The organism is Clavibacter davisi (assembly GCF_052751415.1).
This window is the reverse complement of record NZ_CP199882.1, coordinates 1,134,511-1,160,817: the sequence shown is the minus strand read 5'-3', so window position 1 is coordinate 1,160,817 and position 26,307 is coordinate 1,134,511. Positions and strand designations below refer to the sequence as shown.

Here is a 26,307-nt window from a genome sequence, read left to right as displayed (position 1 = left end):
TCGTGCGGAAGGCGTCAGACGGCGACGGCCGCCGACGCCGGCGCGCTGCCCGGCAGGAGGCCGAGGCTCCGCGCCCGCCGCGAGCGCCGCGTCACCAGGTAGGAGACGGCGAGGCTCAGCAGCAGGAACACGGCCAGCGTGCCCGCGGCTCCCCACGCGACGGCGGGCGCTCCCCCGGCGATGATCGCCTGCATGCCCGACGCCGCGTACGTGAGCGGCAGGAACGGGCTGATGACCTGGAACGGCTCCGCCACGAGCTGCAGCGGGATGACCCCGCCCATCGCCGCGGCCTGCACCGCCAGCAGGATGAGCGAGACGACCATGCCGGTGCGGCCGAACGCCTGGCGCAGCAGGTAGTGGATCGCCGTGAAGGCCGCCGCGGTGACGGCGGCGAACCCGAGGGTCGCGGGAAGCAGCGCGAGCGACAGCCCGAGCGCGGCGTGCACGAGGGCGACGAGCAGCACGACCTGGGCGAGCGCGATGAGCGCGGCGCGGGCGAGCACGCGCCCCATGACGCGGCCCGTCGCGGCCGACGAGGCGAGCAGGCGGCGCGCGGCCGGACGCAGCACGAGGAAGGTCGCGAAGGCGCCGAGCCAGAGGCCGATGGGCACGAAGATCGCGGCGACGGCGTCGCCCGGGTTGTCGATCTCGTTCTCGCGCTGCACGGTGAGGCCCACCGGATCCGCGACGACGCCCGAGGCGGAGGCCGCCTGATCGGCGTCGAGCGACGGGATCTGCTCGGCGCCCTGCGTGAGGCCCTGGCCGAGCTCGGTCGCGCCGGAGGAGAGCGCCGTCGCGCCCGTGGCGAGGTCGCCCGCTCCCGTGGCCGCGCCGGTCGCGCCCGTGCGGAGCCGGCCGAGGCCGTCGTCCAGCTGGCGCGCGCCGGAGACGAGGGCCCCGCCGTTCGCCGCGAGCTGCGAGGCCCCGGACGCGCTCTGGCCGATGCCCTGCTGCACGCCCTGGATCCCGGCCGCCGTCTTCGTCGCGAGGGCCTGCCCCTGCGCCGCGTACTCGTCGATCCCCTGCTCGAGCGGCGCGAGCTGCGCGGCGATCGGCGCCGTCTGCGGGTTCGCGGCGAGCTGCTGCCGGATCCCCTGGACCTGCGTCGCGATCCGCCCGGCCCCGCCCGCGTACTGCCCGACGCCGTCGGAGACCTGCGAGAGCCCGGCGGCCCCGGTCTGCAGCCGGTCGAGTCCCGAGGAGAGCTGCGAGACGCCGCCCGTGTAGGTGCCGAGGCCGTCCGCGAGCTGCGACGCGCCCTGCTGCGTGCGGCCGATGCCGTCGCCCAGCTGCGTGATCCCGTCGCCGAGCGTCGTCGCGCCCGAGGAGAGCTGCGTGGCTCCGTCCGCGAGCTTGTCGGCGCCGGTCCCCGCGTCGGTGAGCGAGCCCTTGAGCCCGCCGAAGGTCGTGTAGATGCCGGAGACGAACTGCGACGTGATGGCGTTGCCGAACACGCTGGTCATGCCGACCCCGACGGCCTGCGTGGCCGCGCCCGTCAGGTAGCCGTGCGCGTCGTCCGTCTCCACGCTGATCTGCGCGCGCTGCGGGGTCTCCGTCGACAGCGACACGATCGACGAGGAGAAGTCCTTCGGCACGGTCAGCACCGCGTAGACCTCGCCGTCGTCGAGCATCCGCTGCGCCTCGTCGGCGTTCGTGATGGTCCAGTCGAAGGCCTGGTTGTCGTCGGAGGTGAGCTGCGTCACGAGCAGGCGGCCGGCGAGCACGGGCGACTCCGTGCCGTCGGGCGCCTTCTGCTGCACGATCTCGTCCTGGTTGACGATGGCGGCGGGCACGCGCTCGACGCCCTTCGCGACGTCCGAGAGCGAGCCGATGAAGAGGCCGGCGACCGCGAGGGGCACGATCGCGACGAGGGCGACGGCGAGACGTCGGCGGGTGGAGCGGGTGGTCATCGGAGGGTCTCCTCGACGGTGGTGACGGTCTGGTCGTGGCCGGGCTGGTCGGCTGGCGGCGCCGTGTCGGCCTCGAGCCGGAGGCGGACGGTCGGCCGCCCGGGGATCCCGTGGTCGTCCGGGAACCACGGCGCGCCCAGGAGGACGGTCGTGCTCTCGTGGACGAGCGCGGGCAGGGCGGCGAGGAACGCGCGCTCGGCGGCGGCGTCCGGGAAGGGGTCCACCACGTCGAGCACGAGCACGGGGGCGCGTCCCGAGGCGGCGATGGCGGTGAGGGCGATGGCGCGCTCGAGCGGCAGGAGGGATCCGACCGGGTCGTCGGCGCCGATGCGGAGCGCGCCGGCGGCGTCGGCCGCCTGGTCGATCCGCTCGAGCCACTCGGCCTGCCGGGCGCGGGCTCGCCTGTGACGGCCCATCGGCTCGGACAGGTCGATGCGCTCGGCGAGGAGGTCCCCCACCGTCAGCCCCGAGTCCACCCGGTCGACCCTGCCGAGGTCGGCCATGGCGACGCTCGTGAGCACGCGGCCGGACTCGGACGCGAGCGGGTGGCCCGCGACCTGCGCGCGACCGGAGAGCGGCGTGAGCCGGGCCCCGAGCGTGGCGCCGAGGAGCCGGCGGTCGGCGACGTCGCCCTCGACGAGCACGAGGGATCCGGATGGCGCACGCAGGTCCACCGGCAGGAGCCGGCGCCCGGGGACGCCCGCGACGAGCCGCTCGGCCGCGACGGCGGCGCCGGACGCATGCGCCCAGTCCACGTCGTCCTGGTGCTCGCGGAGCCCCTCGCCCTCGATGTCGACGTCGGGGAGGATCCGGTCGAGCCAGCGCGGGATCCACCAGGCGCGCTTCCCGAGCAGCGCCATGGCGGCCGGCACGAGGGTCATGCGCACGAGGAACGCGTCGAAGAAGATGCCGACGGCGAGGCCGAGCGCGATGGTCTTGATCACGCCCGCGCCCTCGGGCACGAAGGCCGCGAAGACGAAGAACATGATGAGCGCGGCCGCCGTCACGACCCGGGCGGCGCCCGAGAAGCCCGTGACGATGGCCCGCCGCGCATCGCCGTGGTGCACGAAGTCCTCGCGCATCCCGGAGACGAGGAAGACCTCGTAGTCCATGGCGAGCCCGAACAGGATCGCCATGAGGAGGATCGGCATGAAGCTGAGGATCGGGCCGGGCGTGACCCCGAGGACGTCGGCGAACGCGCCCTGCTGGAAGATCAGCACGACCGTGCCGAACGAGACGACGACGCTCAGCAGGAAGCCGACCGCGGCCTTCACGGGCACGAAGACCGAGCGGAACACGATCATCAGCAGGATGATCGACAGCCCCACCACCACGATCCCGAACGGCACGAGCGCCTGGTCGAGCCGCTGCGAGATGTCGTTCTGCACCGCGGTGGTGCCGGTGACGGACACGCGCGTGTCGTAGCGGTCCCGGAGGCCGGGCGCGAGGTCGCGGATCGACTGCATGAGCGCGGTCGTCTCCGCCGACTCGGGCGGGCTGTCCGGGAGCACCTGGATGATCGCGGTGTCGACCGAGGGGTTGGGCGTGCCGGTGCCGACGAAGGCCACGTCGTCGAGCCCGCGGATCTCGTCGCCGATCTTCCCGAGCACCCCGATGGGGTCGGTGGTCTGCGTGATGTCCACGAGCACGACGAGCGGGCCGTTGTGGCCGGGGCCGAACGCGTCCGAGACGGTGTCGTACGCGACGCGGCTCGTGGATCCGGCGGGCTCGGTCGCCCCGCTCGGCAGCCCCAGCTGCAGCTGCGACGCGGGCACGGCGAGGAGGCCGGCGATGCCGATGACGATCACGACGGGGATGATCGGCACCTTGGTGACGACCGCCACCCAGCGCGCGCCGAGCGTGCGCTGGGTGCCCTCGGCCTGGGCCTTCGCGCGGCGGGCGGCCCGCGAGCCCTCCTTCGGCCGGAGGCGCTCGCCCGCGAAGCCGAGCATGGCCGGCAGCAGCGTGGTGGCGACGCCCATGGCGAGCAGCACCGCGAAGGCCGCGCCGAGGCCCATGACCGTGAGGAACGGGATCTGCACCACGAGGAGGCCGAGCAGCGCGATGATCACCGTCACGCCCGCGAAGATCACGGCGCTGCCGGCGGTCGCGACCGCGGTCGCCGCCGAGCGCTCGACGGGCATGCCGTTGGCGAGCTGCGTCCGGTGCCGCATGAGGATGAAGAGGGCGTAGTCGATGCCGACCGCGAGCCCGATCATCACCGCCAGCAGCGGCGACGCGCTCGAGACCGTGACGAACTTCGAAGCCGCCATCAGGGCACCCGCCGAGGCCGCGACGCCGACGAGCGCGCCGATGAGCGGCAGCCCCGCCGCAAGCATCGAGCCGAACGTGAGCACGAGCACGAGGCCCGCGAAGAGCACGCCGAACGCCTCGGTCACGGTGACGCCGTAGTGGACGTCCTGGAAGACCTGGCCGCCGAACGACACCGTCATCCCCGCATCCTCGGCCGCCTGCGCGGACGCCTTGAGCGCGTCGAGGGTCGCGGGCGTCACCTGGTCGCTCTGCCCGGCGAACTGCACGGTCGTGATCGCCACGGTGCCGTCCGCGGACACCGCGTCGCTCGCGTACTCCGAGAAGGGCGAGAGCGCCGTCTCGACGCCCGGCACGTCGGCCGCGGCCGTCGCGGTCGCCTCGATGGCGGCCTTCTCCGCGTCGTCGGTGACCTTGCCGCCCGCGGGCGCCTCCGTCACGATCTGGGCGCTCGCGCCCGCGGCCTGCGGGAACACGGCGGCCAGCCGGTCGATGGCCTCCTGCGACTCCGTGCCCGGGATCGAGAACGACTCCTGGGTCTTCCCGCCGAGCGCGAGGCCGCCGCCCAGCAGGATGCCGAGGATGACGATCCACGCGGCGACGACGCGCCACGGGTGGAGGAACGAGATGCGTCCGAGTCGGTACAGCAGCGTGGCCATGGGCGGTGGCTCTCCTTCGGAGGGTGGTGCGGGGGGGGGGACGGGCGGAGCGGGGATCAGGCGGAGCGGGCGCCGAGGGGGGCGAGGAGCTCCCCCACGACCACGACGAGAGCGGCCCGGAGCTCGTCGTCGGGCAGCGGCTCGTTGGTGGACCAGTCGTCGCTCGCGGCGAGGATGTACGCCGCGCCGCCGAGGGCCACGCCGAAGCGCAGCTGGTCGAGCGTGCTGTCGAGGGCGCCGGCGGTCTCGCCGAGCGTGCGCACGAGGTCGTTCGCGCGCTCGATCACGGCGAGGTGGCCGAGCGACCGGCCCTGCGTGATGAACAGCGCCACCTCGTGCCGGTGCAGCAGGAGGAAGTCGATGAAGCGCTCGACGAAGAGCCGCCTCGCGTCCGCGTCGCCGCGGATGGAGTCGGCGCGCTCGATGACCTCGGCGAGCGCGTCGATCGTGGGCTCCAGGAGGGCGTCGAGCAGCGCCTCCTTGGACGCGAAGTGGTAGAGCACGCTCGACTTCGAGTAGCCCGCCTCGTCGGCGATCTGCTGCAGCGAGGTCGCCTGGAAGCCGTCGCGGGCGAAGCGCGCGGCGGCGATCGTCCGCAGCTCGTCGCCGGCGGAGGCGCGGGGGGTTCGGGTCACCCGTCGAGCCTAGGTCGACCGATCGGTCAGGTCCTGCACGATCGGTCAGACTGCCAGCCGCCTGTCAGGCGGGACGGCCGGACGGCGGGTCAGCGGATGAGCACGAACGCGAGCATCGCGAGGCCGACGGTGAGCGGCGCGACCACGAGGCCGAGCAGCACGTACCGCGACCACTTGATGTGCACCCCCATGCTCACGAGCCGCTCGTGCCAGAGCAGGGTCGCGAGCGACGCCCACGGCGTGATGAGCGGACCCGCGTTGACGCCCACCAGGATCGCGACGAGCCGCTCCGGGGATCCGGCGACGGGCTCCAGCGCCAGGTAGGCCGGCAGGTTGTCGACCGCGTTGGCGCTCAGCGTCGCGACGCCCGCCAGGCGGAAGAGCGACGCGGCGTCCTGGCCCTGGCCCGAGATCGCGGCCATGACGGCGGTGAGCCCGAGCGACTGCGCGGCCTCCATCACGATGAAGAGGCCGGACGCGAACACGACGAGCTGCCACGGCAGGAGCCCCAGCCGGAGCACCCGCGGGCGGCGGACGGCCGTGAGGATCGCGAGGACGACGGCCGCGGCGAGCGCCGGGATCCACACCTCGACGCCCGAGACGAGCGCCGGCACGAGCAGCCCCACCACGACGGCGCTGCCGACGAGGAGCACGCGGTCGGTCGGCGCCGAGGGCGCCCCCACCTCGTAGCGGGTGAAGAGGTCCTTGCGGTGGATGACGAGGATCGCGAGCACGGGCACGGCGATGGCGACGAGGGCGGGCGCGACCGTGAGCGCCGCGAAGCCGGCCGGGCCGAGGCCGCCGAGCTCGTGCTCCGCGAGCAGGTTCGTGAGGTTCGAGACGGGCAGGAGCAGCGACGCCGTGTTCGCGAGCCACACCGTGGTGAGCGCGAACGGGAGCGGCGGCAGCCCGCAGTGGCGCGCGAGCACGACGACCACGGGCGTGAGGAGCACGGCCGTGGTGTCGAGCGACAGGAAGATCGTGCAGAGGCACGCGAGCACGACGGTCGCGAGCCACAACGCCCAGGTGCGGCCGCGGCCGAGGCCCGCGGCCCGCTCGGCGATCCAGGTGAACAGGCCCGCCTCGCTGGCGAGCTCGGTGACCACCGTGATCGCGACGACGAAGAGGAGGATCGGCCAGACCCGCTCGTACAGCACGCCGAGGTCGTCGAGCGGGAGGGCTCCGGTGGCCACGGCGACGGCGCCGACGACGAGGAGCACCACCCCGATGAGGGCTGTGCGCACGGGCGCCTCCTGTCTGATCCGCGATCACTGTACTCATCGCGCGCCGGGAGCCCGCACCGCCTGCGGAAAGGGGACGGCGGCGGGAGGGCGGCGGGGCGGCGCGCGCCGGGCGGCGGTCGCGGCGACCGGATCCCGGTACCGTGGAAGCACACTGGGAGGTGTCATGCGCAAGTACATCCTGAACGGCAGCGTCCTCAGCGCCCTCATCGGCGGCTGGAGCACGCTCCAGACGACCCGTCGGGGTCCGCGCGACTGGAAGCTCGGCCTCATGTGGCTGAGCTGGGGCATCACGATGGCGATCGCCGTCGGCACCGTCATCGAGGACTCCCGCGACGGGCAGCTCGGCAACTAGCCGCCCCGCGCCGTGACGCGCATGCCCCCGGGCGTGCGCGTCACTCGTGCGTGCGCCAGCGGTCCCCGTCGACCCCGAGGTCGATGCGCTCGGCGGCCGGCACGGTCGAGATCGGTCCGGTGAACAGCCCCGCGCGCGAGTCGCCCTGCGCCGTGCCGGAGAACAGGCCCGTGGGCTCCGCTTCCGCGGTCCGCCGTCGCGCGCGGGATGCGTCCTCGTGCTCGCCCGGATCCACCATCTGCACGCGCGTGCGCGGCAGCGACTGCGGGCTGCTCTCGTGCAGGAACGTCACGAGGCGCTCGCGCACGAGGCAGCGCAGGTCGAACAGCGTCGGCGCGTCCACGGCCGAGACGAGCACGCGGATCCGCACGTAGCCGCCCACCGCATCCGTCACCTGGAGCACGGATACGCGGCCGTCCCAGAGGTCGGTCGTCGCGAGCACGCGGTCGAGCTCCTCGCGCATGCTCGCCGGGGTCGCGCGCCAGTCGAGGTCGAGCTCGACCGCGCCGAGCAGCTCGGACTTCGTGCGCGTCCAGTTCTGGAACGGCGTGGTCGTGAAGTAGGTGGACGGCAGCACCATGCGGCGGTCGTCCCAGATGTGCACCACCACGTAGGTGAGCGTGATCTCCTCGACGCGGCCCCACTCCTTCTCCACGATGACCACGTCGTCGACCCGGATCGCGTCGCTGAAGGCGAGCTGCATCCCCGCGAAGACGTTGGCGAGCGTCGACTGCGCCGCGAGGCCGGCGACGATGGACACGAGGCCGGCGGACGCGAGCACGCTCGCGCCGGCCGTCCGCGCCCCGGGGAAGGTGAGGAGGATCGCGCCGACGGCGACCACGACGATCGCGACCACGGTGAGGCGGCGGATGATGAGCACCTGCGTGCGCACCCGGCGCGCGACGCGGTTGTCGGCGACGTCCACGCGGTAGCGGCTGAGCCCGAGGTCCTCGAAGAAGATGGCCAGGGCGCAGACGAGCCAGGCGGACGCGACGATCGTCACGACGTGCAGCAGGTGGTCGAGCCCGTCGCGCAGCTCGCCCGGGGCGATGGAGGCACGGAGCGCGACCCACAGCGCCACGACGAGGAGCAGCACGCGGAATGGGCGCCGGGCGCGCGTCACCAGCCGGGCCGCCCACTCGCGGCGGCGGGCGATGACCCGCACGACGAGGGCGACGACGGCGGTGACGAGCAGGGCGGCGGCCACGGCCGCGAGCAGCGTGACGATCACGGCCACGGCGGGCTGGGCGAGCAGGGCGGGCAGGTCCATGGATCCTCCGGTCGGGTGGGCGGACCGCGCTGTCCCGGGAGGATCCAGTGTTGCAGCCGCTGCCCGGGAGGGACGTGGCCGTCGACGGGGACGGGGGCGCGCTCTCCGCGCCCCCATGCGGATCCGCTCGGCGTGTCGCGAGGACGCCCGGGCGTGTCGGCGGCGATCATGGTCCCGATCGCGGCGGTGCGATCGGGGAGGTCGGGATCATGTTCCGATGGCTGAGGCGCAGGACCCGCTCGACCGAGGCCGCGCCCGCGGCGCCGGATGCACGATCCGCCGGCACCGGCGCGTCCGGCACCGGCGCCTCCGCTGCCGACGCGCCCGCTGCCGACGCGCCCGCTGCCGACGCGTCCGCTGCCGACGCGCCGGCGTCGACGCCGACGGAGAGCCCGTCCGCGTCGCTCGCCACCGGCGAGCTCGCCGCCAGCGCGGCCCGGCTGCACGGCGGGCCGGGGCGTCCGCCGCACGTCGCCGCGCACGAGGCCGGAGCCCCGGCGGGGGCACCGGCGCACGACGCGCCCGCGGACGCCACGGTCTCCCCCGCCGACGCGGATCCCGACCTCCGGCCGCTCGCGCTGATCGTGCACGCGGCGCTCGCGCATCACTTCGGTCCCGACGGCGCGTGGGCGCTCGTGCGCCGGACGCCCGACACGACGGCCGGGTTCTTCGACGAGCTGATGACCGCGCACATCGCCCGCGACGTCGCCCTCGCGCTCGGCGCCGCTCCGGCCGCAGCCGACCTCCCGCTCACGGACGCGCGCGCGACCGGCTCCGCCGCATCGCCCTCCCGTGCGGAGTCCGCCCGGGAGGACGCGGTGACGCGCGAGCTCGCGGTGTTCGACGAGGATCCGCTCGACGGCACGCTCGCCGAGCTCGCGGGCGACCCCCGACGCGTGCCCGCGCTGCTGCGCGGGATGCGAAGCGCCTAGCCAGGACGGCCGTCGGCGACAGCTCAGCCCCTCGGGGCCACCTGCGGCCCGTCCCACGGCCCCGCGGATCCGGCCGGGTACTCCTCGAGCGGCACGTCGCCCGCGCGCCAGGCGGCGATCACCGGCTCGACGATCCGCCAGCACTCCTCGGCCGTGTCGCCGCGCACCGACAGGCTCTCGTCCTCCGAGATGATCCCGTCGATCACCTGGCCGTACGGCGGCAGGTCGCCCGCGTCGAACGCGGTCACGAGCTCGGCCCGGTCGATGACGTCGGGGTCGGCCGGCCCGTTGACGTTGAGCTCCAGGTGCAGCTCGTCGGGCGCGAGGAGGATCCGGATGCGGTCCGGCTCCCCCGCGCCCGAGAGACCCGTGGGCACGTGCGGCGCGGGCTGGAAGGTCACGACGATCTCGCGGCGGTGGTCCCGCATCGCCTTGCCGGAGCGGAGGCGGAAGGGCACGCCGGCCCAGCGCCAGTTCGCGATCTCGACCGTCAGCTCGGCGAGCGTCTCCGTGCCGCGCGACGGATCCACACCCTCCTCGTCGGCGTAGGCCGGCAGCTCGCGGCCCTCCACGTCGCCCGCGGAGTAGCGGGCCCGGCGGGAGGAGGCGACCGGGTCGCCGCCGAAGGGCCGGGTGGCCCGGAGCACGAGCGCCTTCTGGTCGCGGATGTCGCGCGCGTCCGTCGTGGCCGGCGGCTCCATCGCGAACACGGCCATGACCTGCAGCAGGTGGCTCTGGATCATGTCGGTGAGGGCGCCCGCGGTGTCGTAGTAGCGGGCGCGGCCCTCGAGCGCGAGCTGCTCGTCGTAGACGATCTCGACGCTCGCGATGTGCTGCGCGTTCCACACCGGCTCGAGCAGCCGGTTCGCGAAGCGCAGCCCGAGGAGGTTCCGCACGGTGGAGCGGCCGAGGAAGTGGTCCACCCGGTGCGTGCGCTCCTCGGGCACGAGCGTCGCGAGCAGCCGGTTGAGCGCCTGGGCGCTCGCGAGGTCGGTGCCGAACGGCTTCTCCAGCGAGAGCGACGTGCCCGCGGGCAGCGTCATGCCGGTCATGGCCTCGCACGCCCTCTCGGTGACCGCCGGCGGCAGCGCGAAGTAGACGGCCGGGGCCGCATCGCACGCCGCGAACAGGCGCTCGAGGTCGGCCTGGGCGGTGACGTCGGCCGAGAGGTAGGTCGTGCCCGCCAGCACGCGGTCGACCGCCGGGCCCTCCGCGCCGAGCGAGGCGAACGAGGTGCGGACGACGTCGCGCCAGCGGTCGTCGTCCCAGTCCTCCGTGCCCGCGCCGACGAGCTGCAGGTCGAGGTCGGGCCGGTGCGCGAGGAGCTCGCCGAGGCCGGGGAGGAGGAGGCGCGCGGAGAGGTCGCCGCTGGCGCCGAGGATGAGGAGCGTGGAGGTCGCGGGCATGCGGCCAGGGTACGCGGGGCGGACGGGATCGACAGGCGGCACATGGGACGATGGGCCATGGCCATGCGCATCGAGGACTACGCACTCATCGGGGACTGCCACACGGGAGCGCTGGTCGGGCGGGACGGCTCCATCGACTGGCTGTGCCTGCCGCGCTTCGACTCCGCGTCCATGTTCGGGGCGCTCCTCGGCACGGACGAGCACGGGTCCTGGCGCCTCGCCCCCGCGCACCCGGACGCCTCGGTCTCGATGCGCACCTACCTCGGCAACACGTTCGTGCTCTGGACCCGGTGGGAGACGCCCGAGGGCGCCGTCGAGGTCACCGACTTCATGTCGATGGGCAACCGCCGCGCCGACGTCGTGCGGCGCGTCCGCGGCATCAGCGGCACCGTGCGGATGCAGGGCGACCTCCGCCTGCGCTTCGGCTACGCGACCGCGCTGCCGTGGATCCGCAAGCACGACGACGGCGACCCGCGCCTCGTCGCGGTGGCCGGCCCTGACGCCGTCGTGGTCCGCGGCCCCGAGCTCACCGCCACGAACCACCACCACGGCGTGGGCTTCGACGTGCGGGCCGGCGAGACCGTCGACCTCACGCTCACCTGGTACCCCTCGCACCGCAGCGAGCCGCCCGCGTTCGACGTGGACGCGGCGCTCGAGCACACCACCGAGTGGTGGGAGAGCTGGGCGAGCTCCATCGAGCACTCCGGCCCCCACCAGGCCGCGGTCCGCCGCTCGCTGCTCGTGCTGCGCGCGCTCACGCACGAGGACACCGGCGGCATCGTCGCCGCCGCGACCACGAGCCTCCCCGAGCAGTTCGGCGGCCCGCGCAACTGGGACTACCGCTACGTCTGGCTGCGCGACGCGTCCCTCACCCTCGAGGTGCTGCTCGCCCACGGCTTCGACGACGAGGCCGACGAGTGGCGCACGTGGCTCCTGCGGGCCATCGCCGGGGATCCGGGCGACGTGCAGATCATGTACGGCCTCAGCGGCGAGCGCTACCTCCCCGAGCGCGACCTGGAGAGCCTGCCCGGCTACGAGGGCTCCGGCCCCGTGCGCGTCGGCAACGGCGCGTTCGAGCAGTACCAGGCCGACGTGATCGGCGAGGTGATGATGGCGCTCCAGGCCGCGCGCGACGCCGGCGTCGGCGAGACCGAGTTCTCCTGGCCGCTGCAGCGCGCGCTCATCGGCTACGTCGAGGAGAACTGGGAGCGGCAGGACAGCGGCATCTGGGAGATCCGCGGCGCCGAGCAGCACTTCACCCACTCGCGCGCGATGATCTGGGCGGCGCTCGACGCGGCCGTGCAGGGCGTCGAGCGGCACGGCCTCGACGGACCCGTGGAGCAGTGGCGGACGCTGCGCGACCGGGTGCGCGACGAGATCCTCGACCGGGGCGTGGATCCCGCCACCGGCGCCTTCCGCCAGCACTACGGCACGACCGAGGTCGACGCGTCGCTGCTGATCCTCGCCCAGGCCGGGTTCTGCGCCTACGACGACCCGCACATGCTCGCCACCGTGGACGCCATGGAGAGGACCCTCATGCACGAGGGCTTCCTGCTCCGCTACGACACGAGCGCCGGCGTCGACGGCCTGCCCGCCGGCGAGAACCCGTTCCTCGCGTGCTCCTTCTGGCTCGTCGAGCAGTACGCGCGCTCGGGCCGGGAGGCGGACGGGCGCGAGCTCATGGAGCGGCTCGTCGGGCTGTCCAACGACGTGGGGCTCCTGTCGGAGGAGTACGACCCGGTCCAGCGTCGCCAGGCGGGCAACGTGCCGCAGGCCCTGTCGCACCTGGCGCTCGTGCGCGCGGCGGACGCCCTGGAGGCCGCCGCGGCGGCGCACCCCGACGAGCTCGACCGGGCGCACCAGGCGGGCAACGCCGCGCTCGCGCACGCGGAGGCGGCGCGGGCCGCGGCGGCGCCGGCCGCCTGACGCGCGGGGGCGCGGGGGCGCGGCCGGATCCGTCCGGGTCCGGGTCCGGGTCCGGGTCCGGGTCCGGGTCCGGGCGAGCGGCGTCCGTCAGCGCGTGGTCGTGCCGAGCGACGCGAGGAACCGCGCGACCGCGGGCAGCGCGTCCGGGTGCCGCGGCGTGTCCGCATGCGTCGCGCCCTCGAGCTCGACGAGCGGCGCGTCCGGACGGAGGGCGCGCACGTGGTGGGCTGCCCGGAGCCGCTCGGCATCGCGGGTGCCGGCGACGAGGAGCAGCGGCACGGCGGATCCCGCGACGACCGCGTCCGGCACCCCCGCGCCCCGCTCCGACTCGCGCATGTAGGCGGCGAGCGCCCGGGCGTCGTCCGCGAGGAAGGCCCCGCGCGTCGCGGCGTCGACCGGGTGCCCGCTGTGGCGCTCCCACGCGTCGAGGAAGCCCGGCATCCCGCCCTCCTCGAGCGCCTCGATGCAGCCGGGGAAGAACACCCGGTCGAAGACGCCGACGCCGCTCCTCGGGGATCCGCCGAGGCTCGCGGTGGAGAGCAGCCGCTCCGGATGCGCGGCCGCCAGCGAGAAGCCGACGCGCGCGCCGAGGCTGTAGCCCACGTGGTGCACGGCGTCGAGGCCGACCGCGTCGAGCACGGCCACGACGTCGGCGACCATCAGGTCCATCGCGTACGCGGCGGGCTCGTGCGGGGTGCCGCTCCGGCCGTGCCCGCGGAGGTCGAGCGTGATCACCGGACGCTCGGGCGACAGACCGCGCACCCAGCCGAAGCCGCGCCAGATCGCCTGCGAGAGGGCCGTCCCGTGCACGAGCACGACGGGCGCGTGCGCCGGATCGCGAGGATCCTCCCCGTCGGGCCGGGCGCCGAAGGCCCGGTAGGCGATGCGCGTGCCGTCGAGGGGGTTGGTCGCGGTGTCCACGGGAATCCAGGCTACGCGGGCGCCGGCGCGGTCCCGCGCGGAGCGTCCCGCGCGGACCGTCGGCGCCGCGTGGAGCGACGGCTCCGCGGGAGCGCCCCGCCGGACCCGCGCGGGCCCGGCCGGTGAGGCGGGCCCGAGCGGCGGATCAGGCCGTCGCGCCCGCGCCGTCCTCGTCGGTGCGGTGCGGGGTGTCCTCCTCGGGCTCGAAGTGGTCGTTCCCGCCGTCGTGGCCGGCCGCGACGCCGGTGGAACCCGCGGGGATCGTGCCCTCGCCGCCGAGTCCCGCCGCGTCGTCCTGCGTCGCGTCGTCGTGCGCGTGGTCCGTGCCGTCGTGGTGCGTCATGCGTGCCTCCTCTGGTCCCGCGGCGGGCGCCCGCGTCGTCGCGGGCACCGCGTCCTGCGGCGTGATCCCATACTGCCCGGACGAGGGCGCGCCGCCCGTCGCCATGTCCGGATCGCGCCGCCTCGCAGCGTCCCGTCACCCCGTCGCGGTAGTTAGCACGCCTAATGAGCTAGCCTAAGCAGGTGCCCGACTCCCCCGACCTCAGCCAGAGCCTCCGCGCCGGCGTCATGCGCCTCTCCCGCCGCCTGCGCGCCGAGAAGGCCGACCACGAGCTCGGCGACAGCCAGTTCGTGGTCCTCGCCCTCCTCCTCCGCGACGGGCCCGCGAGCCCCGGCCGCCTCGCCGAGATCGAGCGGGTCTCCGCCCCGAGCATGAACCGCACGGTCAACTGCCTCGTGTCGGCCGGGTACGCCGAGCGCTCGCCCGCGCCGGACGACGGCCGTCGCGTCACCGTGTCCGTCACCGACGAGGGCCGCCGCGTCGTCCAGGAGACCCGCCGGCAGCGGAGCGCCTGGCTGTCGCTCCGCCTCGACGAGCTCACGCCTGAGGAGCGCGCCACGCTCGCCGACGCCGCCGTCCTCCTCGGCCGGATGGCCTCCGCGTGAGCGCCGTCTTCCGCAGCCTCCGCGCGCCGAACTACCGCATCTGGTTCGCGGGCGCGCTCGTCTCCAACGTCGGCACGTGGATGCAGCGCACGGCCCAGGACTGGATCGTCCTCACCGAGCTCACCCGCTACGACGCCACCGCGGTCGGCATCGTCATGGCCCTCCAGTTCGGCCCGATGCTCCTGCTCTCCCCCTACGCCGGCCTCATCGCCGACCGGTACGACAAGCGCCGCGTGCTGATGATCACGCAGGGCGCCATGGCGGTCCTCGGGCTGGGCCTCGGCCTCATCGTCCTCTCCGGGCGCGCGGAGCTCTGGCACGTGTACCTCTTCGCGCTGCTGCTCGGGATCGCGTCCGCGCTCGACGCGCCCGCCCGCCAGTCCTTCGTCTCCGAGCTCGTCTCCGACGACGACCTCTCAAACGCGGTCGCCCTGAACTCGGCGTCGTTCAGCGCCGCGCGGATGATCGGGCCGGCCGTCGCGGGCGTGCTCATCGCGGGCGTCGGCACCGGCTGGGTGTTCCTCATCAACGCCGTGAGCTTCATCGCGGTGCTGTTCGCCCTCACGCGCCTCCGCGTCGGCGAGCTGCGCCGCCCCGAGCGCGTCGCCCGGTCCCGCGGCCAGCTCCGCGAGGGGTTCCGCTACATCGGCGGCCGGCCGGACATCATGGTGATCCTCGTCATCGTCTTCCTCGTGGGTGCCTTCGGCTACAACTTCCCGATCTTCACCTCCACCATGGCGAGCGTCGAGTTCGGCAAGGGCGCGACCGAGTTCGGCCTGCTGTCGTCGAGCCTCGCGGTGGGATCCGTCGCGGGCGCGCTCCTCTCGGCCCGCCGCGAGCGGCCCCGCATCCGCCTCGTGTTCGTCGGGGCAGCGCTCTTCGGCATCGCGACCGCGCTGGCGGCGATCGCTCCCACGTACCTGCTCTTCGCCGGCGCACTCGTGATCGTCGGCGTCGTGTCGCAGACGCTCATGACGAGCGCGAACAGCACCGTGCAGCTCACCGTCGAGCCGCGCATGCGGGGACGCGTCATGGCGGTCTACATGGCGATCTTCGTGGGCGGCACCCCGCTCGGCGCCCCGGTCGTCGGCTGGGTCGCGAACACGTGGGGCCCGCGCGCGGCGCTCATGGTGGGCGCGGCGTCCGGCCTCGTCTCGGCGGTCATCGCGATCGCGTGGCTGGTCCTGCACCGGCACCTGCGCATCTCGTACCGGATCCACCGCACGCCGCACCTGCTCGTGACGCACGACGGCGACGGCCGCGACCGCCGGGCGGACGCCCGCGAGGACATCGAGGCGGACGAGGCGGTCGCGCGCCGCACCTAGGGGCTCCGGCGCCGGACGCTAGGGCGCGGGCGTCGGCGACGCCGTCGGCGGCACGTAGCCGACGTCGTCGAGGCAGTAGTCGAGGAACGCGCTCGTCGCGCGCAGGTACTGCCCGGTGTCGAGCGAGGCGCCGTCCGTGTCGGCGCCCGTGCGGAGCGCGTCGAGCTCGTCGACGATGGTCGAGAACGCGGAGACGAGCGGCTTCATGTTCTCCGGCGCCATGCCCGCGAGCGACGCGTCGCCCTGCTTCACCCGATCGAGGATGGTCGGGTCGACCGGATTCCCGTCGCCGAGCGCCTGCACGAGCTTCGTGGAGTCGGGCAGCACCTGCGCGAGCGTGGAGCAGGTGGCGAGCTCGGCCTCGGTGGGCGGCCCGGGCGCGCGCGTCACGGTCGGATCCGGGGCCGGGGTCCCGGACGCCCCGCCGCCGTCGGCGGGGGCGGTGGGGAGGACGGACGGGGTCGCGGCGCCCTGCGGTCCGGGATCAGCCGTGCATCCGGCGACGAGCAGCACGCCCACGACCGCGGCGAGCGCCGCCGTCCGCGACCGCATCCGCCGCCAGGATCCGTGTGTGCGTGGCATGCGCGCCTCCCCGGCGTCTATCACAGGTGATGTTCCCCGCGGAAGTCGGTCGACGCGGGTGTCAGGGCGAATGCCCCGGACCACTACCGTATTCGGATGACACGAAGCGAGAGCGACCGCAGCACCGTCCCGCCCGATCCGGAGTTCGTGGCGCAGGACTTCAGCCACGAGCAGGAGGGCTACCAGCACGGCCTCAAGCCCCGCCAGCTGCAGATGATCGCCATCGGCGGCGCGATCGGCACGGGCCTGTTCCTCGGCGCCGGCGGCCGCCTGGCCTCCGCGGGCCCCGCCCTGGCGATCGTGTTCCTCATCTGCGGCGTCTTCGCCTTCTTCATCCTCCGCGCGCTCGGCGAGCTCGTGCTGCACCGTCCGAGCTCCGGCTCGTTCATCTCCTACGCCCGCGAGTTCTACGGCGAGAAGTTCGCCTACGCCGCCGGCTGGATGTACTTCCTCAACTGGGCGACCACCGCCATCGTCGACGTCACGGCCGTCGCGCTCTACATGCACTACTGGTCCGCGTTCACGGCGGCGCCGCAGTGGCTGCTCGCCCTCATCGCCCTCGTGATCGTCCTCATGCTCAACCTCGTCGCCGTCAAGGTCTTCGGCGAGATGGAGTTCTGGTTCGCGCTCGTGAAGGTCGCCGCCCTCGTGGTGTTCCTCATCGTCGGCATCGTCTGGCTCGCGTGGAGCTTCCCCGTCACGGTCGGCGGCGCCGAGGTGCAGACCGGCTGGACCGTGCTGCAGCAGAACGGCGGCGTCTTCCCGAAGGGCCTCGTCCCGGTCGTGCTCGTCGTGCAGGGCGTCGTGTTCGCCTACGCCGCGATCGAGCTCGTCGGCACCGCCAGCGGCGAGACCCAGGACGTGGAGAAGGTCATCCCCCGCGCCATCAACTCGGTCGTCTTCCGCATCGCGATCTTCTACGTCGGATCCGTGGTGCTCCTCTCGCTGCTGCTCCCGTACACGGCGTACAGCGCCGATCAGAGCCCCTTCGTCACGTTCTTCTCCAGCCTCGGCTCGCCCCAGGTCGGCGCCATCGCGGGCTCCGTGATGAACTTCGTGGTCCTCACCGCCGCGATGTCGAGCCTCAACGCCGGTCTCTACAGCACCGGCCGCGTGCTGCACTCGATGGGCATGGCGGGCTCTGCGCCGAAGTTCACGACCGTGATGACGAAGGGCGGGGTGCCGTTCGGCGGGATCCTCCTCACCGGCTCCATCACCCTGCTCGGCGTCGGGCTCAACTTCCTGGTGCCGAAGCAGGCCTTCGAGATCGTGCTGAACGTCGCCGCCCTCGGCATCGTGGCGGGCTGGGGCACGATCATCCTGTGCCAGATGCGCCTGCGCACCTGGGCGAAGCAGGGCAAGGCCAAGGAGCCGACGTTCCGCCTCCCGGGCGCACCCGTCACCTCGTGGCTCACGCTCGCGTTCCTCGTGAGCGTGCTCGTGCTGATGGCGATCGACTGGCCGATCGGCACCCTCACGGTCGCGTCGCTCGTGATCATCATCCCGCTGCTGATCGTCGGCTGGTACCTGCAGCGCGACCGGATCCTCGAGATCGCCCGCCTCCGCGAGGGCATCACCGGCCCGTTCCCCATCACCGGGCGCGACGCCGCGAACCAGCGCAAGCGCTGACCCGCGCCGCTCAGCGCGGCCCGACGCCGCCGTCCCCGGATGAGGGGGCGGCGGCGTCGTCGTCCCGGGAGCGCGGCACGGCGACCGCACGCGACCCGGCAACCGTCCGGTCGCCGTCCGTCCCGTCGCCGTGGAGCGCCGGACGTGCACCGACCGGCGGATCCGCACCGATCCCGAGCGGCTGCGCGGGATCCGGACGGAGCCGTCCGCCGAACGCCAGCAGCTCGCGGTCGTGCTGCACGATCCACGCCACGGCCGCGTTGAGCGAGTCGCGCCGCGCCACCCAGACCCGGAGCCCGTCGTCCCCGAGCCCGCAGGCGTAGACCTCGTAGGAGAACGGATCGGCGAGGTCGGCCCGGTGCCGGAGCACCCAGCCGAGCGCCGGTCCGTCCCCCACGCGCACGAGCCACGCGCCGCGCACGGGATGCGCGTGCGGGTGCTCCGGCACGGGGCCGATGGCGCCGCTCGCGTCGCCGCTCTGCTTGCTCCACATGCGGATCCCCTCGGGTCGCCCGCCGCCGACCGGACGGCCGGGGCGACGCCCGGCCGCGTCGGTCCGAGCGTACGCGTCAGCACCGACGGCCCACCCGGACGGGGCGCGGCGATCGGGCCGCATCACGACGGGCACCGGGCGTCTCACGTGCACTCGCCGAGGACGCGGTCGATGGCGGCCCGGTCCGCGTCGTCGATGCCCAGCCGGTACCTGCTCACCACGAAGGCGAACCTCGTGACGTAGAGGCACCGGTACGCCGGGTCGGGCGGGAGCCACGTGGCAGGACCCTGGTCGGACTTGTCCTGGTTCGTCGGGCCGTCCACCGCCTGCAACTCGTCGAGATCGGTCGCCAGGCGCTCGCGGCGTGCGTCGGACCACGCCCACGCGCCGTGCCGCCATGCCCAGGAGAGCGGCACGAAGTGGTCGATCTGCACGGCAGCGCTCGTGCGGGCGCCGCGGACGAAGTCGATGCCGTGCCCGGTGTACACGTCGTCCAGGTGCCCGGCGACGACCGTGCACGCGTCGTCGGCGGCGAGCACGACGCCGACGAGGTCGCGCGCGAGCACGTCGTCCCGCTGGTCGCACCCGTTCCCGTCGGCGTCCGCCCAGGCCGGGCCGAAGGCGTCGCGGTCGTAGCGCGGATCCCGGGCCCGGGCGTCGGGGGCGAGCGCGTCGGTCATGGCGCGCACCGCGTCCACGTCGATCCGCCCGTCCCGGACGAGACCCGAGCGCGCGAGCACCCCCACCACCGCGCCGTCACGCACCTCCGCGGACAGCGGCCCGCCGCCGTCCGGCCCGTCCGAGGCCTCCCGCGCTCCGACGACCACCGAGACCGCGACGATCACCACGGCGACGCCCCCGAGCAGCACGCGGAGCGCGTCCACCCGGGACGCGAGTCGTGCGATGGGCGTCCCCCGCCGCCTGCCGCGTCCGCCGCGCTCGTCCATGGCTCCCCCTCACGTGCCGGGATACCGGACGCAGGACGAGGCGGCGGACCACGCGGGCACCTCGAGGAGGCGGCGCTCCGGCGACGGCTGGGGAGGGGGCGGCGTGCGCACTCGGCCACGGCGTCCCCGCACCGCTCCGGCGTCCGCCGGCCGAAGGATCAGATGAGGGCGCGTGCCGCCGCGGCGATCCCCACGAGCTCGCCGAGCGACGACGGGCCGGGCGTGTTCTGCCCGGCGGTCGCGAGGCGCACGAGGGCGAAGGCGACGATGGCGACGACGACGAGCGCGGCGATGGCGAAGATCCACACCTTGAGCCCGCGCCCGGCCGGCTGCAGGGGGTTCTGCTCGAGGGGGCCGTCGTGGTCGGGTCGTTCCGGGTGATCGCGCATGCTCGCACCCTACGCCGGTGCCCGGCCGGCTGACGGGCCCGGCGGGATACGGCCACCGACGCGACCGGACGGCCCTCCGGATGCGCCGACGGGCGGCCCCTCGCGCTGGAGGGACCGCCCGTCGGCGGATGCGCGCCCGCGGGCGCGTCAGGTCAGGTCAGGCGGAGATGCTCTGCGCGAGGACGCCGTCGAGGACGACGGACGCCTCCTCATCGGTGGACTTCTGCGCGAGCGCGAGCTCCGAGACGAGGATCTGCCGGGCCTTGGCCAGCATGCGCTTCTCGCCGGCCGAGACGCCCGAGTCCTGGTCGCGGCGCCAGAGGTCGCGCACGACCTCGCTGACGCGCCGGACGTCGCCGGAGCCCATCTTCTCGGTGTTGGCCTTGAAGCGGCGCGACCAGTTGCCGGCCTCCTCCTCGACGTCGCCGCGGAGCACGTCGAAGACGGCCTCCACGCCGGAGCTGTCGATCACGTCGCGCAGCCCGACGAGCTCGGCGTTGTCGACGGGCACGTCGATGACCAGCTCGCTCTGGTGGATCTGGAGGGTGATGTACTTCTTGTCGACCCCCTTGATGGTGCGGGTCTTGACCGCGGTGATCGTGGCTGCGCCGTGGTGGGGGTACACGACGGTCTCCCCTACTTCGAAAATCATGTAGTGCTGTCCTTCGATCCCTCGAGATGTGTGCCGGAGATGTCGCGCACGCGCATGCAGGCCGCGTGGGCGCCGACGTCGCGCACCATGGCCGTGCCAGGAGGCGATGCCATGGAGCGTGGCCGGTGCACCGAGATCACCGGCCGCCGCGGCGCTCCGCCAGGGGCGTCCGCGGTGATGGTCCGAGACGTATTCTCTCACGGTTCTCCCCCGGCCTCCGACGCGGTCGGCGGAGGTCGGGCGCGCCCCCTCGCCTCGCCCTAGCGGACCACGATCTCGTGGATCGAGTAGCCGTACGGCGTCGCGCGCTCGACGCCCTGGACGCGGATGAAGCGGTGCTCGCCCTGCACGTCGAACGTCTCGGTCCCGCCCGCTCCCGCCCTCTCCGTGGCGAGCGTCGTGAACGGGCCCTCCGCGGTCGTCGCGCCCTGGATCAGGTACTCCGAGGCGTAGGCGGCCTCCCATCGCACGGCGACCGACGCGACGCCTGACGCCCGTCCGAGGTCGACGGTGATCGACTGGTCGTCGCTCGCCTCGCTCGCCCACCGCGAGGAGGGGTCGCCGTCGACCGCGTTCCCGGCCCTCGTCCCCGGAGCCGCCTCGCTCGTGGCGCTGACCTGCGCCCCCTCGGCGAGGTTCCGGGCGACCACGGTGCCGTCGGCGGACCACACCGAGAGGCCGAACAGCGAGTAGCCGTACGGCGTGGCCCGCTCGACGCCCGTCATCCGCACGAAGCGCGCGCGGGCGTCCACGGCGTGGCTGTCGCGCCCGCCGTCGCCGGCCGACTCCGTGACGACCGTCTCCCACTCGTCGCCGGCCGCGGCGCGCGTCTGCAGCAGGTACCCGGCCCCGTACGCGGCCTCCCACTCGAGGTCGATGCGCGCGATCGACGCCACGGTGCCGAGGTCGACCTCGATCCAGGCGTCGTCGGTGGCCGCGCTCGACCAGCGCGAGGCCGGCGAGGTGTCGACCGCGAACTCGGCGGGGGTGCCCGCGTTCTCGGTGGACGACGCCGTGACGGCCTTGCCGTACGCGACGTCGGCGAGAGCCCCCGGGGTCGGGGTCTCGGGCTGTCCCGGTCCCGCGGCTCCGTTCGCACGCACCGTCACGGTCGACGAGCCGCGGACGCCGTCGGACTCGGCGGTGACCGGGAACGCCCCGGCGGTCGCGCCCGCGGTGTACGTGCCGTCGGCGGCGATCGTGCCGCCCTCCGCCGCGAACGATCCGGCGGTCCGGCCGCCGTTGCCCGCGTCGTCGAACGCCCACGCGGCGAACACGACGTCGCGCCCGCTCACGACCGTGGCGTCCTGCGGGGTGACCAGGAGCTCGGTGGTGTCGATCGCGGAAGCCGACGGGGTCCCGGTCACGCCGAGGTCCCAGATCGAGTAGCCGTAGTCGGTCAGGCGCTCGAGCCCGAGGATCCGCACGTACCGTCCGGTGGCCTCCACCGCCACGTCGTCGGCCGTGGCGGCGGACTTGGACTCCGTCGCCACGGTCCTCCACGGACCGTCCGCGTCGTCCGCGAGCTGGATCTCGTACTCCGCGGCCGCCGCGGTCTCCCAGCCGACGTGCACGGACGAGATGTCGTGCGAGGCGCCGAGGTCGACGCGCAGCCACTGCTCGCCCGCGCCGTGCGCGCTCTCCCAGCGCGTGCCGGACGATCCGTCGACCGCCGCCTCCGCCGTGTTGGCGCCGTCGGAGGTCGACGCCGCGACCGGCTTGCCCTGCGCGATGTCGACGCCGGGCGGAATCACCGCGACGACCGACGTCCCGGATGCGCCGTCCGCCGAGGCGCGGACGTAGCCGGCGCCCGCGGCGCGGGCGCTGAGGACGCCCGCGGCATCGACGCTCGCGTCGGCCGTGGTCTCCCAGCTGATCGGACCGATCCCGATCGGGTCGCCGTACTGGTCGAGGCCGGTCGCGGAGAACGGCGCGGTGCCGCCCTCCGTGACGCGCACGAACTCCGGCGACACCGCGAGGGCCGACAGCACGGGACGAGGTGCCACGCGGAGCTCGTAGTCGGCCGTCGTCGCCCCGGAGGCGGCGGTGACGGTGAGCGGATCCGCGTCCTCCGTGGCCGTGAACGTGCCGTCGGCGTCGATGGCGCCGCCGCCGTCCACGCTCCACCGCAGGTCGTCCATCGGGATGGTCGCGCCGTACTGGTCGTAGCCGACCGCGGTGAGGCGGAGCGAGTCGCCGCGCTGCACCGTCTTCGCGGAGTCCGGCGCCGTGACGACGATGCGGTCGAGCTCGGCGTCGAGGTGGTGCTGCACCATGGTGCGCGCGGGCACCTGGATGGTGCCGATCACCGCGTCGCCGTCGTAGACGTCGTAGCCGGCCTGCGCGTCAGTGCCGTTGAACACCGCGTAGCTGTACGCCTTCGTCGCCGCGTCGTAGTACACCTGGCTCGTCGGGTTCGCCACGTGGCGGGTCAGCACCTCGCTGCCGAGCGAGCGGTTGGCCATGGCGTTGTAGTAGACCGCGCCGGCCATCGAGTCGCTCGTGACGACGGGGTCGCCCGTCTTCGACAGCTCCGCGTGCATGTCGGCGTAGAAGTCGGGGTCGCTCTGCGCCGTCATGCCGAGCACCACGTTGCCGAGCGCGTCGCCCATGCGGCTGTACACGCCGGCGGCCTGCGCGGTGTCGACGCCGCTCTCGTAGCCGGACACGTCGTAGGCGTGCAGCCGCTCCTGCACGTCGGGGTCGACCTCGTAGGCGGTCGAGAGGTAGTCGAAGAGCTCCCAGCCCTTCGCCCACCCCTCCGGATCCGCGTCGGGGTCGCCCGCCGGCGGCGTCGCGGGAGCGAATCCGGCCGGGAGCGATCCCGGCGTCCAGTGCTCGTCGGGGAAGACCGGGCGGTCCTCCGCGTCGACCGTGAAGTACAGCTCACCGGTCGCGGCGTCGAAGAGCGGATTGGCCGCCACCTCCGCGCTCGTGTACGCCGGGTTGTTGAGGTACGCCTTGCGGACGACGTCCTTCAGCGTGTTCACCGAGTCGGTGGGGTTCTTCGTGACGACACCGCCGTACCAGGTGCCGGTGCCCGCGGCCTGCTTGGCCGCGAGGCCGAGCAGGCCCTCGATCTCGTCCTCCGCCCACCGGCCGTTGATCGGGGCGCGCTCGTCGAACATGTCGTCGAGCAGGCTGTTCGAGAAGCCGCGGTCCCAGCCGAGGTAGTTCAGCCACGGTCCCGTCGGCATCCACTGGATGCCGTGGATCCACGCCGGGTCGCCGCTGAAGTAGGTGGCGAATGCCTGTCCGGAGTCCCCGAGGATGCCCGTGGTGCTGTGCGCGTACGCCTCGGGGAACACCCCGACGCCCGTGCCGTGCGCGGCGTCCGGGTTCCCGTTGTAGTCGAGGTAGTAGTCCATGACCGCGGCGCGCTCGGTGACGTAGCCCATCGCGCCGGTCGCCTGCATCTCGGTGTCGCCGAGCGCCGACCCGAGCAGGAAGAGGCCGGCCCACGACTGGATCGCCTCGGAGCTCGACTCCTGGTTGTTGCCGCCGCCGGAGCTGTAGCCGCCGGCGTAGGAGTGGCCCTCGAACACGTCGAACGTGCGCAGGTACGGGAAGTCCTCGTCGTCCCTGTCCCAGTTCGCGTACTGCTTGGCCACAAGGGTGGCCATGGGGCCGTACTCGGCCGCCCACGCGGGGTCCTCGAACGCGAGGAGGCCGGCGGCGAGGGTGAAGTAGCCGTAGTGGAAGTGGTTGTCGGTGAACTCGTGCGATCCGTAGGAGTCGCCGAATCCGATCAGGGCCTTCCAGGTGGCGTACCGCGCGAAGAACCGCTCGTCCTCGCCGGGCGCGTAGGTGAACCAGTCGTCGAGCGCCGTCGTGAGCGAGGCCTTGAGCTTCTCGTACGACGCGGTGTCCCCGATCTGCTTCGCCATCGTCATGTACTCGGCGAGCTGCAGGACGTCCTTGCCGCCCCAGTAGGTGTCGCCGCCGTACTGGGTGCGTTCGGCGTAGCCGCGCACGAAGTCCTGCATCACGGCCACGTCGTAGTCATGGGCGCGCCCGGTCTGCTGCGGCGCGGGAGCCACCGGCGTGATCCCGGTGAAGGGGTGGGTGACCTCCCAGCCGCCGTGCCCGACCGCCGTCCTCATGAGCCCGCGCGGTGTCGCGTAGGTCGCCGGCGCGAAGTCGATGTTCGTGGTCGTGCTGTTGTAGGTGTGGGGCAGCCAGCCCTGGACGGTGTCGAGGTCGGTGCCCTGCAGCGCCTCGGTCTCGATCGCGTAGGTCTCGACCACCTCGCCGCGCTCGACGCTGTACTCGTATTCCATCGTCGTGTCGCGCGGGACCGCGAACGCGTGCGCCGACATGTCGTCGAGGTCGGCGCCGGTCGCCGGGAGGGCGCTGACCACGAGGTGGTCCGCGGCGAGGGTGGCCTCGATCGTGTCACCCGACAGGTCGAACGAGCTGCCGTGGGGCGCGTGCACGCCGAAGGCGCGGTCGTCCTGCGTGATCGTGAAGGCGTCGACCGTCGCGGGGAACCGCAGCGGCGTGCCGTCCGCCGCGGCGAACGTGGCATCGGCGCCCACGGAGATCCGGGGCTCGACGCCCTCGAACTCGAACCAGGTGTACGGCGTGCCGCGGGCGAGGGTGACGTCCATGTACCGGGTCGCGGACTGGGGCATCCGCCAGCTCACGTTCCAGTCCCCCCAGCGGAGCGCGTCGGCCTGCGTGGCGCGGAACGAGGTGCCGAAGCGGTCTCCGAGGCCCTCCGGCACGTCGGTGCGGACGATCTGGTCGACGAGCACGTGCGCCCACCCGGCCGGCATGTCGTCGACGATCTGGATGGTCGCCCTCTGCCCGGCGTGCGCCGTGACGTCCCAGGTGACCCAGCGCAGTCTCTCCGACTGCTCGCCGGTCGCCGACGCGACCGTCTCGCCCTCGATGACGAGGCGCGCTTCGGTGCGCCCGGGGTGGGCCCCGCCGCCCACCAAGAGGCCGATGAAGTCGCGGTCCACGGTGAACTCGGGCGAGGTGAGCGTGCCCATGGCGCCGTCGCCCTTCTCGGAGGTGAACGAGTTGACGAGCCCCTTCCCGAGGTACCCCTCGACGGCGGTCTGGCCCGCGGCCGTCCCCGCCGTCGGGGTGTCGAACGCGTCGCCGGTCGAGGTCCAGCCCGCGGGGAGGGTCGCGTCCTCGAAGCCCGCCATGTCGATGTCCGAGGGGTCGGGCTGCGGCGGCACGCTTCCCTGCACCTGGATCGCCGAGTCGTCGAGCATGGCGGTGCCCTGGTCGTTCCACTCGGTGGGGTACGCGATGCGGGTGCCCCGCTCGGTGTTCGACACGACGAACGGGTCAGCCCAGAGGTTGCCGGAGAACCGGCTCACGAGGAGATCCGACCACCACTCGTTGGTCGGGACCGGCTCGCCGCGCATCGACGGATCGATGTGCAGCTCCTTGTCCACCACCGCGGTCACGTCGTGCCCCGGACGGTCGAGCGACTTCGGAGGCGCCGCTGCGTAGGAGCCGGCGCCCACCGGCACGGGCGTCGACGCGCCGGGGTCCGCTACGACGGCAGCCGTGGCAGCCGGCGCTGCGGGGCTCGCGACGGTGAGGGTGAGCGCGGCCATGGCCACGGTGACGACTGCGGCGCAGGCGCGGAGGCGCAGCGGCGAGGAGGGTCGGATCATCGTTCTCTCTCGGAACGTCGGAGGAGCGGCGGGGAGGGACGCGAGAGCGGGTGCGCACGGCCCGGCGCCGTCGTGACGGAGCGCAGCGTGCATGGCGTCATGGGTCGCAGGAGGCTTCGCCCCCTCCGCCCCGATCCATCTCGCTCGACCGCACGTCGATGCCGAATTAATTCTATT

The 26,307-nt window shown here is 73.8% G+C and carries 20 protein-coding genes; 6 read left to right on the top strand and 14 right to left on the bottom strand.

Features of this window, described 5'->3' with window-relative positions; all coding sequences use genetic code 11:
• Positions 1–14: 14 nt before the first annotated feature.
• The 4 genes from ACU4ZT_RS05515 to ACU4ZT_RS05500 all read right to left on the bottom strand — a co-directional run bounded on the left by ACU4ZT_RS05515 (position 15) and on the right by ACU4ZT_RS05500 (position 6,719).
• Positions 15–1,910 carry a YhgE/Pip family protein gene (locus tag ACU4ZT_RS05515; RefSeq protein WP_445338273.1) on the bottom strand — a complete coding sequence of 632 codons (1,896 nt, stop codon included), beginning with the start codon at positions 1,908–1,910 and terminating at the stop codon, positions 15–17.
• On the bottom strand, positions 1,907–4,840 hold the full coding sequence (locus ACU4ZT_RS05510; RefSeq protein WP_063072820.1) for an MMPL family transporter: 2,934 nt from the start codon (positions 4,838–4,840) through the stop codon (positions 1,907–1,909). The genes ACU4ZT_RS05515 and ACU4ZT_RS05510 overlap by 4 nt, the downstream gene beginning before the upstream one ends.
• 56 nt (positions 4,841–4,896) lie before the next feature.
• Complete coding sequence (locus ACU4ZT_RS05505) at positions 4,897–5,475, bottom strand: TetR/AcrR family transcriptional regulator (protein ID WP_063072819.1); 579 nt, start codon at positions 5,473–5,475, stop codon at positions 4,897–4,899.
• Between the two features lie 89 nt (positions 5,476–5,564).
• Entirely contained in the window at positions 5,565–6,719 is a 1,155-nt protein-coding gene (locus ACU4ZT_RS05500) for an SLC13 family permease (protein WP_063072818.1), read from the bottom strand.
• A gap of 163 nt (positions 6,720–6,882) precedes the next feature.
• Here ACU4ZT_RS05500 and ACU4ZT_RS05495 point away from each other — a divergent pair, with 163 nt between their 5' ends.
• On the top strand, positions 6,883–7,071 hold the full coding sequence (locus tag ACU4ZT_RS05495; protein WP_063072817.1) for a hypothetical protein: 189 nt from the start codon (positions 6,883–6,885) through the stop codon (positions 7,069–7,071).
• 40 nt (positions 7,072–7,111) lie between these two features.
• Here ACU4ZT_RS05495 and ACU4ZT_RS05490 read toward each other — a convergent pair whose 3' ends face one another.
• Entirely contained in the window at positions 7,112–8,341 is a 1,230-nt protein-coding gene (locus ACU4ZT_RS05490; protein WP_063072950.1) for a mechanosensitive ion channel family protein, read from the bottom strand.
• Positions 8,342–8,550: 209 nt separating this feature from the next.
• On the opposite strand from ACU4ZT_RS05490, the gene ACU4ZT_RS05485 reads away from it, so the two are divergent.
• Positions 8,551–9,273, top strand: coding sequence for a hypothetical protein (locus ACU4ZT_RS05485; protein WP_414748180.1), 723 nt, complete (start codon positions 8,551–8,553; stop codon positions 9,271–9,273).
• 23 nt (positions 9,274–9,296) lie between these two features.
• Here the strand turns inward: ACU4ZT_RS05485 and ACU4ZT_RS05480 are convergent, their stop codons facing one another.
• Complete coding sequence (locus ACU4ZT_RS05480) at positions 9,297–10,679, bottom strand: glucose-6-phosphate dehydrogenase (protein ID WP_063072816.1); 1,383 nt, start codon at positions 10,677–10,679, stop codon at positions 9,297–9,299.
• 57 nt (positions 10,680–10,736) lie between these two features.
• Between ACU4ZT_RS05480 and ACU4ZT_RS05475 the strand changes: the two genes are divergently transcribed.
• On the top strand, positions 10,737–12,605 hold the full coding sequence (locus ACU4ZT_RS05475) for a glycoside hydrolase family 15 protein (RefSeq protein ID WP_445338270.1): 1,869 nt from the start codon (positions 10,737–10,739) through the stop codon (positions 12,603–12,605).
• 87 nt (positions 12,606–12,692) lie between these two features.
• On the opposite strand, the gene ACU4ZT_RS05470 is transcribed toward ACU4ZT_RS05475, so the two are convergent.
• Together ACU4ZT_RS05470 and ACU4ZT_RS05465 are read right to left on the bottom strand one after the other, a co-directional pair.
• On the bottom strand, positions 12,693–13,526 hold the full coding sequence (locus ACU4ZT_RS05470) for an alpha/beta fold hydrolase (protein ID WP_445338268.1): 834 nt from the start codon (positions 13,524–13,526) through the stop codon (positions 12,693–12,695).
• 145 nt (positions 13,527–13,671) lie between these two features.
• Positions 13,672–13,869 (bottom strand): hypothetical protein, encoded by a 198-nt coding sequence (locus ACU4ZT_RS05465; RefSeq protein WP_063071344.1) that lies wholly within the window; start codon positions 13,867–13,869, stop codon positions 13,672–13,674.
• Positions 13,870–14,051: 182 nt separating this feature from the next.
• Here ACU4ZT_RS05465 and ACU4ZT_RS05460 point away from each other — a divergent pair, with 182 nt between their 5' ends.
• Both ACU4ZT_RS05460 and ACU4ZT_RS05455 read left to right on the top strand, forming a co-directional pair.
• Positions 14,052–14,474: a MarR family winged helix-turn-helix transcriptional regulator gene (locus ACU4ZT_RS05460; RefSeq protein ID WP_445338265.1), complete on the top strand. Its 423-nt coding sequence runs from the start codon at positions 14,052–14,054 to the stop codon at positions 14,472–14,474.
• Positions 14,471–15,799 (top strand): MFS transporter, encoded by a 1,329-nt coding sequence (locus ACU4ZT_RS05455; RefSeq protein WP_063071340.1) that lies wholly within the window; start codon positions 14,471–14,473, stop codon positions 15,797–15,799. The genes ACU4ZT_RS05460 and ACU4ZT_RS05455 overlap by 4 nt, the downstream gene beginning before the upstream one ends.
• Positions 15,800–15,817: 18 nt before the next feature.
• Here the strand turns inward: ACU4ZT_RS05455 and ACU4ZT_RS05450 are convergent, their stop codons facing one another.
• The gene (locus ACU4ZT_RS05450) at positions 15,818–16,381 is read right to left on the bottom strand and encodes a hypothetical protein (protein WP_445338263.1); all 564 of its coding nucleotides are present in this window, start codon (positions 16,379–16,381) and stop codon (positions 15,818–15,820) included.
• A 96-nt stretch (positions 16,382–16,477) separates the two neighbouring features.
• Here ACU4ZT_RS05450 and ACU4ZT_RS05445 point away from each other — a divergent pair, with 96 nt between their 5' ends.
• Positions 16,478–18,010: an amino acid permease gene (locus tag ACU4ZT_RS05445; protein ID WP_414748183.1), complete on the top strand. Its 1,533-nt coding sequence runs from the start codon at positions 16,478–16,480 to the stop codon at positions 18,008–18,010.
• A 10-nt stretch (positions 18,011–18,020) separates the two neighbouring features.
• Here the strand turns inward: ACU4ZT_RS05445 and ACU4ZT_RS05440 are convergent, their stop codons facing one another.
• The 5 genes from ACU4ZT_RS05440 to ACU4ZT_RS05420 all read right to left on the bottom strand — a co-directional run bounded on the left by ACU4ZT_RS05440 (position 18,021) and on the right by ACU4ZT_RS05420 (position 26,130).
• Positions 18,021–18,503, bottom strand: a complete 483-nt coding sequence (locus ACU4ZT_RS05440; RefSeq protein WP_414748184.1) for a hypothetical protein — start codon at positions 18,501–18,503, stop codon at positions 18,021–18,023.
• 143 nt (positions 18,504–18,646) lie between these two features.
• Positions 18,647–19,450: an HNH endonuclease family protein gene (locus ACU4ZT_RS05435; protein WP_445338260.1), complete on the bottom strand. Its 804-nt coding sequence runs from the start codon at positions 19,448–19,450 to the stop codon at positions 18,647–18,649.
• Positions 19,451–19,608: 158 nt separating this feature from the next.
• Positions 19,609–19,839 (bottom strand): hypothetical protein, encoded by a 231-nt coding sequence (locus ACU4ZT_RS05430; protein WP_445338258.1) that lies wholly within the window; start codon positions 19,837–19,839, stop codon positions 19,609–19,611.
• A 157-nt stretch (positions 19,840–19,996) separates the two neighbouring features.
• A complete protein-coding gene (locus ACU4ZT_RS05425) occupies positions 19,997–20,491 on the bottom strand; it encodes a CarD family transcriptional regulator (protein ID WP_012298114.1) in 495 nt (164 codons plus the stop codon).
• 260 nt (positions 20,492–20,751) lie between these two features.
• Positions 20,752–26,130: a discoidin domain-containing protein gene (locus ACU4ZT_RS05420; RefSeq protein ID WP_445338256.1), complete on the bottom strand. Its 5,379-nt coding sequence runs from the start codon at positions 26,128–26,130 to the stop codon at positions 20,752–20,754.
• Positions 26,131–26,307: the final 177 nt, after the last annotated feature.

Excerpts from the sequence above, each read along its gene's own strand:
- ACU4ZT_RS05450 (WP_445338263.1), bottom strand. The coding sequence starts at position 16,381 with ATGCCACGCACACACGGATCCTGGCGGCGGATGCGGTCGCGGACGGCG.
- ACU4ZT_RS05465 (WP_063071344.1), bottom strand. The coding sequence starts at position 13,869 with ATGACGCACCACGACGGCACGGACCACGCGCACGACGACGCGACGCAG.
- ACU4ZT_RS05515 (WP_445338273.1), bottom strand. The coding sequence starts at position 1,910 with ATGACCACCCGCTCCACCCGCCGACGTCTCGCCGTCGCCCTCGTCGCG.
- ACU4ZT_RS05420 (WP_445338256.1), bottom strand. The coding sequence starts at position 26,130 with ATGATCCGACCCTCCTCGCCGCTGCGCCTCCGCGCCTGCGCCGCAGTC.
- ACU4ZT_RS05510 (WP_063072820.1), bottom strand. The coding sequence starts at position 4,840 with ATGGCCACGCTGCTGTACCGACTCGGACGCATCTCGTTCCTCCACCCG.
- ACU4ZT_RS05490 (WP_063072950.1), bottom strand. The coding sequence starts at position 8,341 with ATGGACCTGCCCGCCCTGCTCGCCCAGCCCGCCGTGGCCGTGATCGTC.
- ACU4ZT_RS05475 (WP_445338270.1), top strand. The coding sequence starts at position 10,737 with ATGGCCATGCGCATCGAGGACTACGCACTCATCGGGGACTGCCACACG.
- ACU4ZT_RS05445 (WP_414748183.1), top strand. The coding sequence starts at position 16,478 with ATGACACGAAGCGAGAGCGACCGCAGCACCGTCCCGCCCGATCCGGAG.
- ACU4ZT_RS05435 (WP_445338260.1), bottom strand. The coding sequence starts at position 19,450 with ATGGACGAGCGCGGCGGACGCGGCAGGCGGCGGGGGACGCCCATCGCA.
- ACU4ZT_RS05430 (WP_445338258.1), bottom strand. The coding sequence starts at position 19,839 with ATGCGCGATCACCCGGAACGACCCGACCACGACGGCCCCCTCGAGCAG.
- ACU4ZT_RS05425 (WP_012298114.1), bottom strand. The coding sequence starts at position 20,491 with ATGATTTTCGAAGTAGGGGAGACCGTCGTGTACCCCCACCACGGCGCA.
- ACU4ZT_RS05485 (WP_414748180.1), top strand. The coding sequence starts at position 8,551 with ATGTTCCGATGGCTGAGGCGCAGGACCCGCTCGACCGAGGCCGCGCCC.
- ACU4ZT_RS05440 (WP_414748184.1), bottom strand. The coding sequence starts at position 18,503 with ATGTGGAGCAAGCAGAGCGGCGACGCGAGCGGCGCCATCGGCCCCGTG.
- ACU4ZT_RS05495 (WP_063072817.1), top strand. The coding sequence starts at position 6,883 with ATGCGCAAGTACATCCTGAACGGCAGCGTCCTCAGCGCCCTCATCGGC.
- ACU4ZT_RS05480 (WP_063072816.1), bottom strand. The coding sequence starts at position 10,679 with ATGCCCGCGACCTCCACGCTCCTCATCCTCGGCGCCAGCGGCGACCTC.